13 protein-coding genes and 1 pseudogene are annotated in these 14,228 nt (G+C 69.8%); 7 read left to right on the forward strand and 7 right to left on the reverse strand.

The window, feature by feature from the left end; genetic code table 11:
• Positions 1–722 (reverse strand): annotated as a pseudogene (locus tag VAE46_RS03230) (hypothetical protein); the annotation flags it as partial.
• 91 nt (positions 723–813) lie between these two features.
• Here VAE46_RS03230 and VAE46_RS03235 point away from each other — a divergent pair.
• The 3 genes from VAE46_RS03235 (at position 814) to VAE46_RS03245 (ending at position 4,465) form a co-directional block, all read left to right on the forward strand.
• Positions 814–1,899, forward strand: coding sequence for a phosphotransferase family protein (locus VAE46_RS03235; protein ID WP_322795476.1), 1,086 nt, complete (start codon positions 814–816; stop codon positions 1,897–1,899).
• A 93-nt stretch (positions 1,900–1,992) separates the two neighbouring features.
• Positions 1,993–3,132, forward strand: coding sequence for an acyl-CoA dehydrogenase family protein (locus VAE46_RS03240; protein WP_322795477.1), 1,140 nt, complete (start codon positions 1,993–1,995; stop codon positions 3,130–3,132).
• Positions 3,133–3,169: 37 nt separating this feature from the next.
• A complete protein-coding gene (locus tag VAE46_RS03245) occupies positions 3,170–4,465 on the forward strand; it encodes a CoA transferase (protein ID WP_322795478.1) in 1,296 nt (431 codons plus the stop codon).
• Positions 4,466–4,474: 9 nt separating this feature from the next.
• Here the strand turns inward: VAE46_RS03245 and VAE46_RS03250 are convergent, their stop codons facing one another.
• Both VAE46_RS03250 and VAE46_RS03255 read right to left on the reverse strand, forming a co-directional pair.
• On the reverse strand, positions 4,475–5,005 hold the full coding sequence (locus VAE46_RS03250) for an FKBP-type peptidyl-prolyl cis-trans isomerase (protein WP_322795479.1): 531 nt from the start codon (positions 5,003–5,005) through the stop codon (positions 4,475–4,477).
• Between the two features lie 24 nt (positions 5,006–5,029).
• Positions 5,030–5,476, reverse strand: coding sequence for a hypothetical protein (locus VAE46_RS03255; protein WP_322795480.1), 447 nt, complete (start codon positions 5,474–5,476; stop codon positions 5,030–5,032).
• A gap of 53 nt (positions 5,477–5,529) precedes the next feature.
• Here VAE46_RS03255 and pyk point away from each other — a divergent pair, with 53 nt between their 5' ends.
• Complete coding sequence (gene pyk, locus VAE46_RS03260; RefSeq protein WP_322795481.1) at positions 5,530–6,978, forward strand: pyruvate kinase; 1,449 nt, start codon at positions 5,530–5,532, stop codon at positions 6,976–6,978.
• A 3-nt stretch (positions 6,979–6,981) separates the two neighbouring features.
• Here pyk and VAE46_RS03265 read toward each other — a convergent pair whose 3' ends face one another.
• From VAE46_RS03265 to VAE46_RS03275, 3 genes are read right to left on the reverse strand one after another with little or no spacing between them, the layout of a single operon-like run.
• Positions 6,982–7,731: a diguanylate cyclase domain-containing protein gene (locus tag VAE46_RS03265; RefSeq protein WP_322795482.1), complete on the reverse strand. Its 750-nt coding sequence runs from the start codon at positions 7,729–7,731 to the stop codon at positions 6,982–6,984.
• Between the two features lie 43 nt (positions 7,732–7,774).
• Positions 7,775–8,743: an HDOD domain-containing protein gene (locus VAE46_RS03270; RefSeq protein ID WP_322795483.1), complete on the reverse strand. Its 969-nt coding sequence runs from the start codon at positions 8,741–8,743 to the stop codon at positions 7,775–7,777.
• Complete coding sequence (locus VAE46_RS03275; RefSeq protein ID WP_322795484.1) at positions 8,740–9,729, reverse strand: sensor domain-containing diguanylate cyclase; 990 nt, start codon at positions 9,727–9,729, stop codon at positions 8,740–8,742. The genes VAE46_RS03270 and VAE46_RS03275 overlap by 4 nt, the downstream gene beginning before the upstream one ends.
• A 76-nt stretch (positions 9,730–9,805) precedes the next feature.
• Between VAE46_RS03275 and VAE46_RS03280 the strand changes: the two genes are divergently transcribed.
• Both VAE46_RS03280 and VAE46_RS03285 read left to right on the forward strand, forming a co-directional pair.
• Positions 9,806–10,996 (forward strand): acyl-CoA dehydrogenase family protein, encoded by a 1,191-nt coding sequence (locus VAE46_RS03280; RefSeq protein WP_322795485.1) that lies wholly within the window; start codon positions 9,806–9,808, stop codon positions 10,994–10,996.
• 251 nt (positions 10,997–11,247) lie between these two features.
• Positions 11,248–12,135 (forward strand): acyl-CoA thioesterase II, encoded by an 888-nt coding sequence (locus tag VAE46_RS03285; protein WP_322795486.1) that lies wholly within the window; start codon positions 11,248–11,250, stop codon positions 12,133–12,135.
• Here VAE46_RS03285 and VAE46_RS03290 read toward each other — a convergent pair whose 3' ends face one another.
• Positions 12,136–12,633: a DUF1003 domain-containing protein gene (locus VAE46_RS03290; RefSeq protein ID WP_322795487.1), complete on the reverse strand. Its 498-nt coding sequence runs from the start codon at positions 12,631–12,633 to the stop codon at positions 12,136–12,138. It lies immediately after the preceding gene.
• 130 nt (positions 12,634–12,763) lie between these two features.
• On the opposite strand from VAE46_RS03290, the gene VAE46_RS03295 reads away from it, so the two are divergent.
• Positions 12,764–14,023 carry an LLM class flavin-dependent oxidoreductase gene (locus VAE46_RS03295; protein WP_322795488.1) on the forward strand — a complete coding sequence of 420 codons (1,260 nt, stop codon included), beginning with the start codon at positions 12,764–12,766 and terminating at the stop codon, positions 14,021–14,023.
• Positions 14,024–14,228 lie beyond the last annotated feature (205 nt).

Here is a 14,228-nt window from a genome sequence, read left to right on the forward strand (position 1 = left end):
CGGAGGAGGAGGACGCGGGGGTCGGCGGGGTCGGTGCGACGCGGCGTGGAGAGGTCGAGGACGTGGCGGGCGGGGATTTGGGCCGCTTCGAGGACGGGGGCATCGCCGCCAAGCGCGATGACGGCGAGGTCGGCCGCGGGGAGAGCAGGGAGGTCGGCGAGGGGGCACCAGGCGAGCCCGGGGCGGAGCCAGCGCGGGGCGGTGCGGGCGACGATGGTGGTGGACCGAAGGTCGAGTGACGCCGCGGCGCGGGAGACGGCGGCGGCGGTCGGCCCGGAACCGACGATGAGGAGGTCGGCGGGGGGCGGGAGGCGCCGCAGGGCGAGGCGGAGGAGGGTGCCTGCATCGGCGTCGAACTGCTGACGGCGGCGGAAGGCGCGGGCGGCGGCGATTGCACGGCTGATGATGGCGGCGAGGTCCGCGGGTGCGGCATCAAGGGCGGAACGGACCTGCCCGAGGATTTCGCGTTCGCCGAGGGCGATGGAGTGGAGGCCGGCGGCAAGGGCGGCGAGGTAGCGGAAGGCGTCGAGGCCAGAGCGCGAGACGGGGCAGGCGGAGGGGCAGGGCGCGAGGGCGAGGGATTCGATGCGCTGGCAGGTGGTGACGAGGACGGCGCCCGGGTGGGCTGCCTCGCGAGCGGCTGCCTCCCATTCGGCGGCGGGGAGGGAGGCCGTCTGGCGGGAGCAGATCGTGAAACGTTCTAAATCTTCCAAAAACGACATCGTCACGGAGAACTACGAAGTTTCGGAGCTTTGTGATCTTCGGCGCTCGCGGGCTTCGGCGCAAGGAGCGGGAGCGTATACTTTCGCGGCGATGGACAACGAAGCCTTGACCGAAGGGGTGCCGGCCGGGATTCGCTACGAATCGGTGCGCCGGTTTTTCGCGGAGCATGTGCCGGGCGGCGATGTGCCGCTGCGGTTCAGTCTGATCAGCGGGGGCCGTTCGAACCTGACGTACCGGGTGGAGGGCGACGGCCGGGTGTGGGTGCTGCGGCGCCCGCCGCTGGGCCACGTGCTGCCCACGGCGCACGACATGGTGCGGGAGTTCCGGGTGCTGCAGGCGATGCAGCGGGCGGGGTTCCCGGCGCCGCCGCCGATCGCGCTGTGCGAGGACCCGTCGGTGAACGACTACCCGTTCTACGTGATGGAGTACCGGGAGGGCGTGATCATCGGGGAGGAGCTGCCGCCCGGCTATGCGGAGACGGCCGAGGAGCGGCAGAAGGTGGCGCGCGCGCTGGTAGAGACCCTGGTGCAGCTGCACGCCATCGACTACGAGGCGGTTGGGCTGGGGGATTTTGGGCGGCCGCAGGGGTACCTCGAGCGGCAGGTGCGCCGCTGGAGCGAGCAGTGGGAGCGTTCGAAGACGCGCGAGCTGCCGGCAATCGACGAGCTGATTCGGCGGTTGCGGGCGAGCATGCCGGAATCGCCGGCGCCGACCATCGTGCACGGGGATTACCGGCTGGGGAACATGATGCTCGACCCGAAGGACCCGGGGCGGGTGGTGGCCGTGCTGGACTGGGAGATGGCCACGCTGGGCGACCCGCTGACGGACGTGGGCTACACCCTTGGATACTGGGGCGAGGTGGGCGATTCGGAGCGGTTCCTGAACGCGCGGATTGCGGCGAAGGCGACGGCCCACCCTGGCTTCCCGACGCGGCGGGAGATCGTGGAGATGTACGGCCGGCTGAGCGGGCGGGATGTCTCGCGGGTGGAGTGGTATGAGGTGTTCGCGACGTACAAGCTGGCGGTGATTGTGGAGGGAATCCACGCGCGCTTCCTGAAAGGGGAGACGGTGGGGGAGGGGTTCGAGGCATTCGGGGAGCGGACGGTGGCGCTGGTGGAGGATGCGTTGGAGATGGCGAACCGCTCGTCGGACCCGCGGCTCCGGGGCGCTGGTTGAGGGGCGCGCCTGGCTCCTGGGCCCCCGGGCGGTGCGCTACCGCGGGAACGCCGGAAGGGCTAGAGTTCGCCCAGACAGCGAGGGGGCGCGGCGATGGAGTTTCGGTTTTCGCCGGAGGATGAGGCATTCCGCTCGGAGGTGCGGGCGTTTCTTGCTGCCGAGTGGGGGCCGGGCCGGGATGCGCGTTCGTTCACGAAGAAGCTGGCGGAGCGCGGCTGGCTGACGATGTCGTGGCCGCGGGAGTACGGCGGGCAGGGGGCGCCGCACATGCGCCAGCTGGTCTACAACGAAGAGATGGCGTACCACCGGGCACCCGGGCAAACGATGGGCGCAGACCGGGTGGGGCCGACGCTGATCCTGTTTGGGACGGAGGAGCAGAAGGCGCGCTTCCTGCCGGCGATTGCCCGCGATGAACTGACGTGGTGCCAGGGGTTCAGCGAACCCGGCTCGGGTTCTGACCTGGCGTCGCTGCAGACGCGGGCGATGCGGGATGGGGATTCGTGGGTGATCAACGGGCAGAAGATTTGGACTTCGAACGCGCAGCGGGCGGACTACATGATCCTGCTGGCGCGGACCGACCCGGATGCGCCGAAGCACCGCGGCATCACGTATTTCCTGGTCGATATGCGACTGCCGGGCATCACAATCCGACCCCTCATCCAAATGACGGGGCAGGCCGGCTTCAACGAGGTTTTCTTCGATGACGTGCGGGTGCCGGCGGAGATGGTGGTGGGTGAGGTCAACCGGGGCTGGTACGTTTCGACGGCGACGCTTGATTTCGAGCGTTCGGGCATCGGGCGGGTGATCGGGGGACTGCGGACGTTCGAGGAGGTGGTGGCGTACGCGAAGAGGACGCCAGCGCGGGGCCGACCCGGCGGGACGCTCTTCGACCACGGGCCGACGCGGCTGGCGCTGGCGGATATCGCGCTGGGGTTCCAGGTCGGCAGGCTGATGTCGTACCGGGTGGCGTGGATGCAGAGCCGGGGGCTGGTGCCAAACTACGAGGCATCGATGGCGAAGACGTTCGGGACGGAGCTGCACCAGCGAATGGCGCGGGCGGCGTTCACGACGCTGGGGCTGGCGGGGCAGCTGCTCGAGGGGCACCGGGCGCCGCTCGGGGGGCAGGTGCCGATGGCGCTGCTGCAGAGCGTCTCGCTGACCATTGCCGCGGGGACCTCGGAGATCAACCGGAACATCATCGCCACGCGGGGACTGGGCCTGCCGCGGGGGTAGGGCAGGTTGACCGGCGCAGGGAGGTTCGAACAGGACGATGTCGATGGAGATTGCGGGGGTCTTCTCGGGGATTCGGGTGCTGGACCTGAGCGAGTACATTGCGGGGCCGCTGGCTGGCGAGATGCTGGCCGACCTCGGGGCAGATGTCATCAAGGTGGAGCCGCCGCTGGGCGATTTCTGGCGACACACCGCGCCGGTGGCCCCGGGCGAGAGCCGCGGCTTCATGGGCGTAAACAAGGGGAAGCGGAGTATTTCCATCGACCTTAAGCGGCCGGAGGCGAAGCCCGTCCTGCGCCGGCTGGTCGAGACTGCGGATATCCTGCTGGCGAACTACCGCCCGGGCGTGGCGGAGCGGCTGGGCGTGGATTACGCCACGCTCTCGGCGATCAACCCGCGGCTGATCTACTGCCAGAACACGGCGTTCGGGAGCGAGGGGCCGTACCGCGACCGGCCGGGCTTCGACCTGGTGTCGCAGGCGATGACCGGCATCATGGCGTTCGAAGGGGCGGGCGGCCTGCCGCACCCGATCATCACGACCTCGCCGACCGACCTGGCGGCTGGCATGTTCCTGGCCTACGGCGCGGCGGCCGCGCTCTACCACCGGGAGCGGACGGGCAAGGGGCAGTTCATCGAGACGAGCCTTTTCGCTGCGGGGATCGCCGTCCAGTACCGGCCGATGTTCTCGATCGAGCGGCTCGACCGGGAGCCGCGGGAGCGGCTGCTGGCGGCGATGGCGGAGGCGCGGGCGAGCGGTCGGCGGGTGGAGGAGGTGCTGAGGGAGCTGCCCACCCGCCACGAGACCGGGCGCCGCAACAACCCCTACTACAAGGTCTACGAGACGAAGGACTCGTACATCGCGCTGGCGTGCCTGAACAACCGGCTGCGGCGGGCGGCGGTGCGGGTGCTGGGCGTGGAGGACCCGCGCGTCGAGGGCGACGAATTCGACACGGAGCTGCTTTCGCCCGATGAGAACCTGGTGTTGAACGAGCTGATCTCGGCGATCTTCAGCACGAAGACGACGGACGAGTGGGTCGCGGCGTTCGATGCGGCGGGGGTGCCGTGCGGGCCGGTGCGGTACACCGCGGAGCTCTTCGACGACCCGCAGGTGAAGGCCGGTGAGCTGTTGCGGGAGTTCGACCACCCGGTGATGGGCCCGGTGGTGATGGCGAACAGCCCGCTGAAGATGAGCGGGGGCGAGACCGGGACGCGGCGGCCCTCGCCGGCGCTGGGGCAGCACACGCGCGAGGTGCTGGCCGAGCTCGGCTTCGGGAGCGAGGAGATCGAACGGCTGGTGGCGGAGCGAGTGGTGCGCGCGTGGGAGCCGCGTGAGTGAGACCGGCGGCTAGCGGGAATCGCTAACCTGGAGGAGTTCGACCTCGAAGATGAGGTCGGTGTTGGGCGGGATGGGGCCGTTGCCGCGACTGCCGTAGGCAAGGGCGGACGGGATGTAGAGCAGGCGCTTGCCGCCGACCCGCATAGTGGCGAGCCCTTCGTCCCAGCCGCGGAGGACCTGGCCGAGGCCGAGGATGAAGGTGAACGGCTGACCGCGGTCGAGGGAGCTATCGAATTTGCGGCCATCGGTGAAGTAGCCGGTGTAGTGCACGGTGACGCGCTGGCCCGGCTGAGGCGCGGGGCCGGTGCCGACGACGAGGTCCTGGTAGCGGAGGCCGCTCCGGGTGACGGTGGGCGACTGGAGGGTGATGGGGCCGGGGGTGGGGGTCGGCTGATCCGCAGTGGGCGAGGCGGTCGCGGCGATAGACGTCGGTGAGGCTGCGTTGGCGGTCGGTTCGGGGCGCTTGTCGTCGCCGCCGCAGGCTGCTGCAGCCAGGGGAAGGGCGGCGGCGAGGAGGAACAAGAGGACGCGGCGGTTCATGCTGGCAGAGTAGGGCCGCGAGGCCTAAGAGATAAAGGAGAGGTCGGGTTTGGGCAGGCAGAACGGGTAAAGGCGCGGGATTGCGGCGGCCATCTCGGCGGCGACGGCCTCGGCGAGGGGGCGATCGAGCGCTTCGAACGGGAAGACGCGATGGAGGCGGCGCCATGAGGGGGTCCAGAGCTCGAGCTCCCAGGCGGTGCCGAGGGCGGGGATGAGGAGGTGGGCGGCGCGGGCGACGAGTTCGGCGCGGGCATCGTTCGCTTCGACGGGGCCTTCGAAGTGGAGGCCGAGTTCGACGATGCCGCGCGACGGCTGGGGCTGGAGCTCGATGTGGAAGTGGGGGACGCCCCAGGAGAGCTGGAGAATGGTCCACATGACGCGGCGCTCGTGCGGGGGCACGGACGGCGGCAGCGCGCGGAGGGTGAGCTCCTCGGTCAGGAAGAGGAATTCGCGGGCCTTGAGCGAGGCCATATGGGGAGTGTAGCCGTCACGAGGGGTTGACCGGGCGGCTGTACACTCGGGGCATGCGGATGCTGCGGCGGACGAAGATCGTGGCGACGATCGGGCCAGCCTCGGCCTCGATGGAGCGGCTGCGGGCGATGATTCGGGCGGGCATGGACGTGGCGCGCCTGAATACGAGCCACGGGACGCTGGACGAGCACCGGGGCATGGCGCGGCTCGTGCGGGAGGCGGCGGCGCTCGAAGGGCGTCCGGTGGCGGTGCTGCTTGACCTGGCCGGGCCGAAGATCCGTACGGGGGACCACGCGTTCGAAGGGGCACTCGAGCTGCGGACTGGCGCCACCATCCGGGTGACGCCGCGGCCCGTCCCTGCCACCGAGGAACGCCTGACCATCGGCTATGACCGGCTGCTGGAGGATGTGCAGCCCGGGGAGCGGATTCTCCTCGACGACGGCAAGCTGGAGCTGCTGGCGGCGCACCGGGACGGGGACGACCTGGTCTGCACGGTGGTTCATGGCGGGGTCCTGGCGCCCCGGCGCGGGGTGCATCTGCCGGAGACGGAGCTGACGGCGCCCGCGCTGACCGACCGGGACCGGGAGGCGATTGCGGCGGGGGTGGCGGAAGGGGTGGACTACTTCGCGGTGAGTTTTGTGCGGGACGCCAGCGACGTCCTCGCCGCACGGGAGGTCATGGAAGGGCTCGGGGCGGACATCCCGCTGGTGGCGAAGATCGAACGGCGCCAGGCGGTGGAGCACCTGGACGAGATCGCGGCCGAGGCGGACGGGCTGATGGTGGCGAGGGGCGACCTTGGGGTGGAGCTGGCGCCGGAGGAGGTGCCGGTGCAGCAGCGGCGGATCATCGCGGCGGCGGCTCGGGAGATGGTGCCGGTGATCACGGCGACGCAGATGCTGGAATCGATGATCGAGGCGCCGCGGCCGACCCGGGCGGAGGCCTCGGACGTGGCCAACGCGGTGTGGGAACTTTCCGACGCGGTGATGCTGAGCGGGGAGACGGCGGTCGGCCGCTACCCGGTTGAGGCGGTGGCGATGATGGACCGCATCATCCGCCGGGCCGAAGAGGCTTCGTCCGGGACGGACCGCGACGCGACGATGGCGCCGGAGCACGATGACCACTCCTATGTGGTGGCGCTGGCGGCGCGGCGCATCGTGGAATCGGACGCGAACATGCGCGGGATCGCCTGCTTCACGCGGAGCGGGTATTCGGCGCTGCTGATGAGCAAGGTGCACCCGCGGGCGCCGATCTTCGGGGTGACCCATTCGGAGACGGTCTACCGAAGGCTCGCGCTGGCGCGGGGGGTGGTGCCGATGCTCTCGGGAGCGGTGACGACGACGGAAGAGCTGCTGCGGGTGGTCGACGATTCGCTGCTGGCGGCCGGGTATGTCGAACGAGGCGACGAGGTGGTGGTGGTGGCAAGCCTGCCGGTCCGGGCACAGGGGACGACGAACTTCCTCAAGCTGCACCGGGTAGGGGACGCCGCGACCTACCAGTGGTAGGACTCAGGCGACGAGGGCGTCAGGGCGGGGCTCTTCGCGGCGCCGCAGGGGCCGGCTTTCTTCGAGGTCGCGGAGCACGTCGGTCGCGTAGAGGGCCTCGAGGTCGTACTGGTGGATGCGGGCGGTGACGGGCACATCGAGGACGTTGTGGCCGTCCGATACGGAGAGGGTGCCGGGGACGCGCTTCAGGTAGATGAAGGATTGCTCGAGGGAGCAATCGACGAGCATGACGCAGAAGCGGGCGCCGCCGAGGTGGGCGAGGAAATCGGAGCTGCGGGTGAGGCGCTTGAGCACTTCGGCGAGGGCATTGACGGAGCGCCGGGCGAAGTCTTCGCCGCGGCGCCGGCGGATGTCGTCGATGTTTTCGATGGAGAGCTGGATGAGGACGAACGGAGACTGGTGGAGGCGGGCGCGGGGCATTTCGCGCCGCAGCTCGGAGAGGACGTAGTTGCGGTTGGGGAGGTTGTGGACCTCGGAGAGGTAAGCAGCGCCCTGGAGCCGGGCGGCGACGCGGTGCCAGTGGCGCCGCTGGACGACGTGCATGAAGATGGCGTGGGCGAGGAAGAGGAAGAAGAGGGCAGCGAGGCCGACCGTCACGATGAAGTTGGCGGTGGTGGGCGAATGGAGGTACTGGCCGACCTGGACGGCGAGCACGAGACCCCAGCCGCCGAGGGCAATGACGCGGAGGAGCTGTCCCCGGGGGTTGCCGGGCTCAGACTCAGGTTCGGCCGGGACCGGCTGGTCGCGATTCATGGATGAACCTCATAAGAGGATTCGGCCGGCGGGCGGCCGATCATCAGGCTGCGGGCGATTCGGCGTCTTCGGCGGCGGGCTCCTCGTCGAGTTCGCCGTGGTGGGGGGCGTACCAGCGCGGGGGCCTGGAGGAGACGTGGGTGAGGAAGGCGCGGGCCTTTTCCTCGAGGGTGGCGATGCCGCCGTGGACCTTGCCGATGGCGATGTCGCAGGCTGGCGGGACGGCCTGCGCAGGGCGGCGTTCAGGGTCGCCGGTGTAGTCGAAGCCGGCGGCGAGCCCCTCGCGGTTAGCGACGAGGTTGGCTGCGGCGACGACGTGGCTCATGGATTCGATGGCGGGGGCGGGCTCGTGGTGGGCCTGGATGGCGGCCACGAGCGGCTCGGGGAATTTCCAGCGCTGGGCGAGGCGGGCGCCGACGAGCTCGTGCCCGAAGCCGAAGACGGCGAGTTCGGCCTCGCGGTACTTCATGTTTTCGTGCTCGACGAGGTCGAGGAGCTCGGCGAAGGCATCGGGCGCAGCGAGCATCATGGCGAGCTTGCCGATGTCGTGGAGCACGCCGGCGGTGAACGCATCTTCGGGGCGGACGACGCGGGTATCGCGGGCGATGGTCTCGGCGATGATGCCGACGGTGACGCTGTGGGCCCAGAAGAGGTCCTGGTCGAAGCGCGTCTGGCCGAGGTCGGGCAGGCGGAAGGCGTCGATGATGGCGGTGGAGATGGCGACGGAGCGGACGGTGCGCATGCCGAGGAGGATGACCGCTTCGCGCACGTTGGAGATGCGCCGCGCGTAGCCGTAGTAGGCCGAGTTCGAGAGTTTGAGGAGGCGGGCGGTGAGGGCCTGGTCGCTGGAGATGACGGCGGCGAGGTCCATGGCGGCGGAGCGTTCGTCTTCGGCCAGCTGGATCGCCTTCGTCGCGACGGCCTTCAGGGGGGCGAGGTCGGTGGTTGCCTGGACGATGGTGCGCAGGCGGTTGCGTGCGAGCGGGTCATCGGCAGGGGGTTCGAGGGTCATGCGGCGTGCTCCGTTGGGGAATCGTGGTCGACCACGCGGTTGCGTCCGGTTCGCTTGGCGAGGTAGAGGCGTTCATCGGCGACGCGGACGGCTTCGTCGATGGTTTCGGCGCAGGAGGGGATGTTTGCAACGCCGGCGCTCGCGGTGCAGCTGATGGCCAGGTCCTCGGCGACGCGTACAGGGACGGCGGAGAAGGCGAAGCGGATGCGTTCGGCGAAGGCGCGAGTATCGTCGAGGCCGGCTGAGGGCAGGAAGGCAATGAACTCTTCGCCGCCGAATCTGCCGAGGATATCGGTGGCGCGGGCGTGCGAGCGGAGCGCGGCGGCGAAGTTCGCGAGGACGCGGTCGCCGGCGAGGTGGCCGTAGGTATCGTTGACAGCCTTGAAGCGGTCCAGGTCGAACACGGCGACGCCGAGGGAGGGGCGGGCGTCAGCCGCGGAGAGGAGGAAGCGCTCGGCGGCATCGAAGGCGGCGACGCGGTTGAGAAGGCCGGTGAGGGGGTCGTGGCGGGCCAGGTGGTCGAGGCGCGAGACCATGGAGGAGAGGTCTTCGTTGTTGCGGCGGAGGGTCTCTTCGATGGCGCGGATGGAGGAGTGGTCGCGGATGTAGTAGACGGTGCCGAGCGTTTCGCCGAAGCGGCCGGTGACGCGGGCAGCGGAGACGGAGGCGGGAAAAATCGTGCCGTCGTGCCGCGCGGCGGGCAGTTCGAAGCCGGCGACGCGACCTGCGGCATCGAGCTGGCGCTGGAGGCGGGTGCGGGCGCGGCGATCGGGGAAGAGGCGGGTGAGCGAGCGGCCCAGGACCTCGACCGGGGAGAACCCGAAGAGTTCTTCGGCGGCGCCGGTGTAGAGCGCGACGGCGTTCGCCGGGGTGGTGACGATGAGGGCATCGGGGCAGGCAACGAGGAGCAGCTGGAGGAGGTCGGGATCGGACAGGATCGCGAGGAAATCAGCACGGGGAGGAGCCGGGGGGCGGGCGAGCTTCATCAGGAAAGGTATCGGCGCGCGGGCGGCTGGCGTTGAGCCGGCTGAACAGACGGCGGCCGGGGGCTATGCTTTCGGCATGGATTTTCGGGATTCGCCAGAGGAAGCGGCGTTCCGGGCGGAAGTCCGGGCGTGGATTGCCGAGAACCTGCCGGAGGCGCTGCGCGGGGACGCGGGCGAGGGTGAATGGGGCCAGCTTTCGAGCGGGCACGAGCGGGACAAGGAGGCGCTGGCCGAGTGGCGGCGCCGGCTGCAATCGCGGGGGTGGGTGGCTCCGGCCTGGCCGAAGAAGTACGGGGGGGCCGAGTTGCCAGTGATGCAGCAGTTCATCCTGAAGGAGGAGATGGCCCGGGCGCGGGCGCCCCGGTTCGGCGGGGTAGGTATCGGCTGGGTGGCGCCGACGCTGATGCAGTACGGGCAGGAGTGGATGAAGGAGCGGTTCATCGAGCCCATCCTCTCGGGGAGGGAGCGGTGGTGCCAGGGCTTCAGCGAGCCGGGGGCCGGTTCGGACCTGGCGAACGTGCAGACGCGGGCGGTGCGCGACGGCGACGACTACGTGGTGAACGGGCAGAAGATCTGGACGAGCGGCGCGCACATCGCAGACTGGATGATCCTGCTGGCGCGGACCGACCCGAACGCGCCGAAGCACCGGGGACTTTCGTACTTCCTGGTCGATATGCGAACGCCGGGGATTTCGCTTTCGCCAATCATCAACATGGTTGGGAACAGCGGCTTCAACCAGGTGTTCTTTGAAGATGTGCGGGTGCCGGCGCGCAACATGGTGGGGGAGGAGAACCGGGGGTGGTACGTGGCCGCGACGACGCTGGACTTCGAGCGGAGCCTGGTGGACTTGTGCGTGGAATACCGGGCGATCCTGGAGGAGGCGATCGCCTGTGCGAAGGCTGAGGGGCTGGCAAATCTGCCGTGGGCGCGGCACCGGCTGGCGGACCTGCTGATCGAGGTCGAAGTGGCGCGGAATTTGAGCCTGCGGGTGGTCTCGATGCAGGCACGAGGCGTGCAGCCGAACTACGAGGCGAGCATCGTGAAACTGTACGCGAGCGAGGTGGAGCAGCGCATGGCGGCGGTGCTCTACCGGATGGCGGGCCTGCGCGGGCAGGTGACCTCGCGGGGGCAATCGCGCTGGGAGCTGCTGGCGGGGCGGATCGGTCGCTTCCAGCTGCACTCGGTGGCGGCAACGATCGGCGGCGGGACAAGCGAGGTGCAGCGGAACATCATCGCCACACGGGGGCTGGGACTGCCGAGAGGTTAGAGAGGTTAGAGAGGTTGGAGGTTGGAGGTTGGAGGTGGGAGGTGGGAGGTGGGAACAGGGAACCGGGAGCTGGGAGCGCCACCGCCGTGGCGCCCCGGCCGGGAGCCGGGAGCGGGGAACCGGGAGCCGCCGCTACGCGACTCAGCGCGCGGGGAGCGGGGAGACGGTGGCGGCCGGGGCGGGTAGGCTGGACGAACGAGATTCGGAAATGCCGCGACCGGGAGACCGGCGCGGACACGGGAGGTTCGGACATGAGCCAGGAGGCAGCGCAGCCGCAGCAGGGCGGCATCGAGGACTTTTTGCGGCAGATGGACCTGGAGCCGGGGGATTATGACCGGTTCCGGGGGCAGCCGGGCCAGGAGGAAGGGCGGCTCTTCGGCGGCCTGGTGCTGGCGCAGGCGATCGTGGCGGCGGGCCGCACCGCGACGTTCGGGTCGATTCATTCGCTGCACGCCTACTTCCTGCGGGCAGGCAAGCCGCAGGACCCGATCGACTACACGGTGGAGCGGCTGCGGGAGGGTCGGAACTTCCTCACGCGTCGGGTGACGGCGGTGCAGGCGGGGCATACGATCTTCGAAGCATCGGTGAGCTTCGTGGCGCCGGAGGAAGGGATCTCGCACCAGGCGCCGATGCCGGAAGCGCCGGACCCGGAAACCTGCCCGCCCTGGTGGACGACGATCGCGCTGCCGCGGATGCAGCACCTCCCCCCGGAGATGGCAGAGCGGATGCGCAGCCGGCTGGGCCGCCCCATCGACCTGCGCTCGGCGGCGGAGCCGACGCGGGCGGATGACGGCACCGGGCGGCTGCCGGCGCGCATGGTGTGGGGTCGGATGACGGCGCCGCTGCCGGAGGACCCGGTGCTGCACGCGGCGGCGCTGGCGTACTTCAGCGATAGCGGGCTGGTCGCGACGGTGGCGCACCACTACGGGCTGTGGCGGCCCGGCGGCGCCTCGGCGAGCCTCGACCACGCGATGTGGTTCCACCGGCCGCCGCGGTTCGACGACTGGGTGCTCTACGTGAGCGAAAGCCCGGCAGCCCACGCGGCCCGGGCGATTATGCTCGCGGGGATGTACCGGCGCGACGGCGTGCGGATCGTGACGGTAGCGCAGGAAGGGCTGTTCCGGGCGCCGCAAGCGTAGTCAGCCGGGCTTTGCCGCGGAACCCGCCGCGGCGAGCCGGTCGACGATCGCCCGGAGCAGGCGGAGCTGCTCTTCGTTCACCTCGTAGAGGTGGGACCAGGCGCGGTGATCGGTCTCGTCTTTGATGCGGTCGCGCTCGGCGGCGCGGTTGGAGGCGGTCAGCATCGTGGGCACGAAGAGGGACTGCATGATGCCGCCGAGGATGAAGAAGAGGAACGCGTAGGGAAACGGGTCGAAGCCGCGGTTGTGGAGCAGGCCGGTCTGCCATGCCGCCCACCCGGCGATGAGCAGCCAGAGAAAGTGGAAGAAGGCCATGGTGCCGGCGATGGCGACGATGTGGTCGGCGAGCCAGCCGTTGAGCCGGCGGGCGGCCGTCTCTTCCCGCCGCATGGCGGCGAGGATGTGTTGGGGGTGGGCGATGGCATGGGCGGGGTCTCGGTACGTTTCGATGAGGGCCGCCACTTCGGCGGGCTCGAGCGGGCGAAGGTGCGGGCGCACGGGCAGGCCTCCGGTCGTTTGCCGGCAGGGTAGCACCGGGGCCGGCCCGGGAGGCAGTTGACGGAGGTATTGCAGGGGCGTATTGGATCGGTGCCGGGGCGGGAGCCGCGGAACGCACGGAGGGGTCGCGATGAAATTTCACTGGTTCCACCTGATGCCCTACCCGTACCTGCCGGACGACTTCAAAGAGCGGTACCGCAGCGTATGGGTGGATGTGCCGTATTCGCTGTTCGACCCGGTCAAGGGCCACCGGGTGTACAACGAGTACCTGGACGAGCTGGAGTTCGCGGAGCGGTGCGGCTTCGATGGCATCTGCTGCAATGAGCACCATTCGAACGCCTACGGGCTGATGCCGAGCCCGAACCTGATCGCCGCGGCGCTGGCCCGGCGGACGTCGCGGGCGGGGCTGGTGGTGCTGGGCAATTCGATTGCGCTGTACAACCCGCCGCTGCGGGTGGCGGAAGAGTTCGCGATGCTCGACTGCATCTCGGGCGGGCGGCTGGTGGCCGGTTTCCCGGTCGGCACGAGCATGGACACGAACTTCGCCTACGGGATGACGCCGGCGACGCTGCGGGAGCGGTACTACGAGAACCACGATTTCATTCTGCAGGCGTGGACGAACCACGAGACGTTCCACTTCAACGGCAAGTACAACCAGGTGCGGTACGTGAACCCGTGGCCGCGGCCGCTGCAGCAGCCGCACCCCCCGATCTGGATTCCCGGCGGCGGCTCGCTTGAGACGTGGGACTGGACGACGGAGCGGGACTATGTCTACTGCTACCTTTCGTACTTCGGCTACCTGCGGGGGAAGGGGGTGATGGACCAGTACTGGAACCGGGTGGCGGAGCTTGGCGGCGAGTTCAACCCATACCGGGCCGGGTTCCTCCAACTGGTCTGCGTGGCCGAGAGCGATGCCGAGGCGGAGCGGCTGTACGCCGAGCACGTGGACTACTTCTACAACCGCTGCCTGCACGTGTACGCGGGGTTCGCGGATGCGCCGGGCTATCGCACGCTGCGGACGGTGAAGGCGGGGATCACGGCGCAGGTCGGGGCACAGGCGAGCGCCCAGCGGGCCGGGCTCACGTGGAGCGACTTCGTGAAGCAGGGCTACGTGGTGGCCGGGAGCCCGGAGAGCGTGGCGCAGCAGATGGAGGAGGTGATCCGCGGCCTGCGGGTCGGCCACCTGATGTGCCTGATGCAGATTGGGAACATGCCGCGCGAGAAGGTGATGTACAACACGCAGCTCTTCGCGGAGCGGGTGATGCCGAAGCTGCGCCACATCTGGTCGGAGTACGAGGACCGCTGGTGGATCCGCCCGCTGCCGGAGGAGGAGCGCGCGAAGCCGGCCGACTGGCGGGAACTGGCGGGGGCTGCGACCGTCACGGCCTGAGCCTGAACCAGACAAGGAGAGCGCCGGGATGTTCCCGGCGCTCTGCTGTTGCTGGCGAAATGCGCTGAATCGCGGCTAGTCGTCGCCGGCGCCGGCGCCAAGGTCGCGGCGCGGCGGGGGCGGTGCGCCCTCGGGTGCGGGAGTGCGGCGAACCCAGCCGCGGGAGGCGCCGCCGACAGGGCCGCTGCTGGCGGGTGCGGTGCTG

Origin of the sequence: Tepidiforma sp. (assembly GCF_034433535.1) — a bacterium.
Classification (GTDB): domain Bacteria; phylum Chloroflexota; class Dehalococcoidia; order Tepidiformales; family Tepidiformaceae; genus Tepidiforma.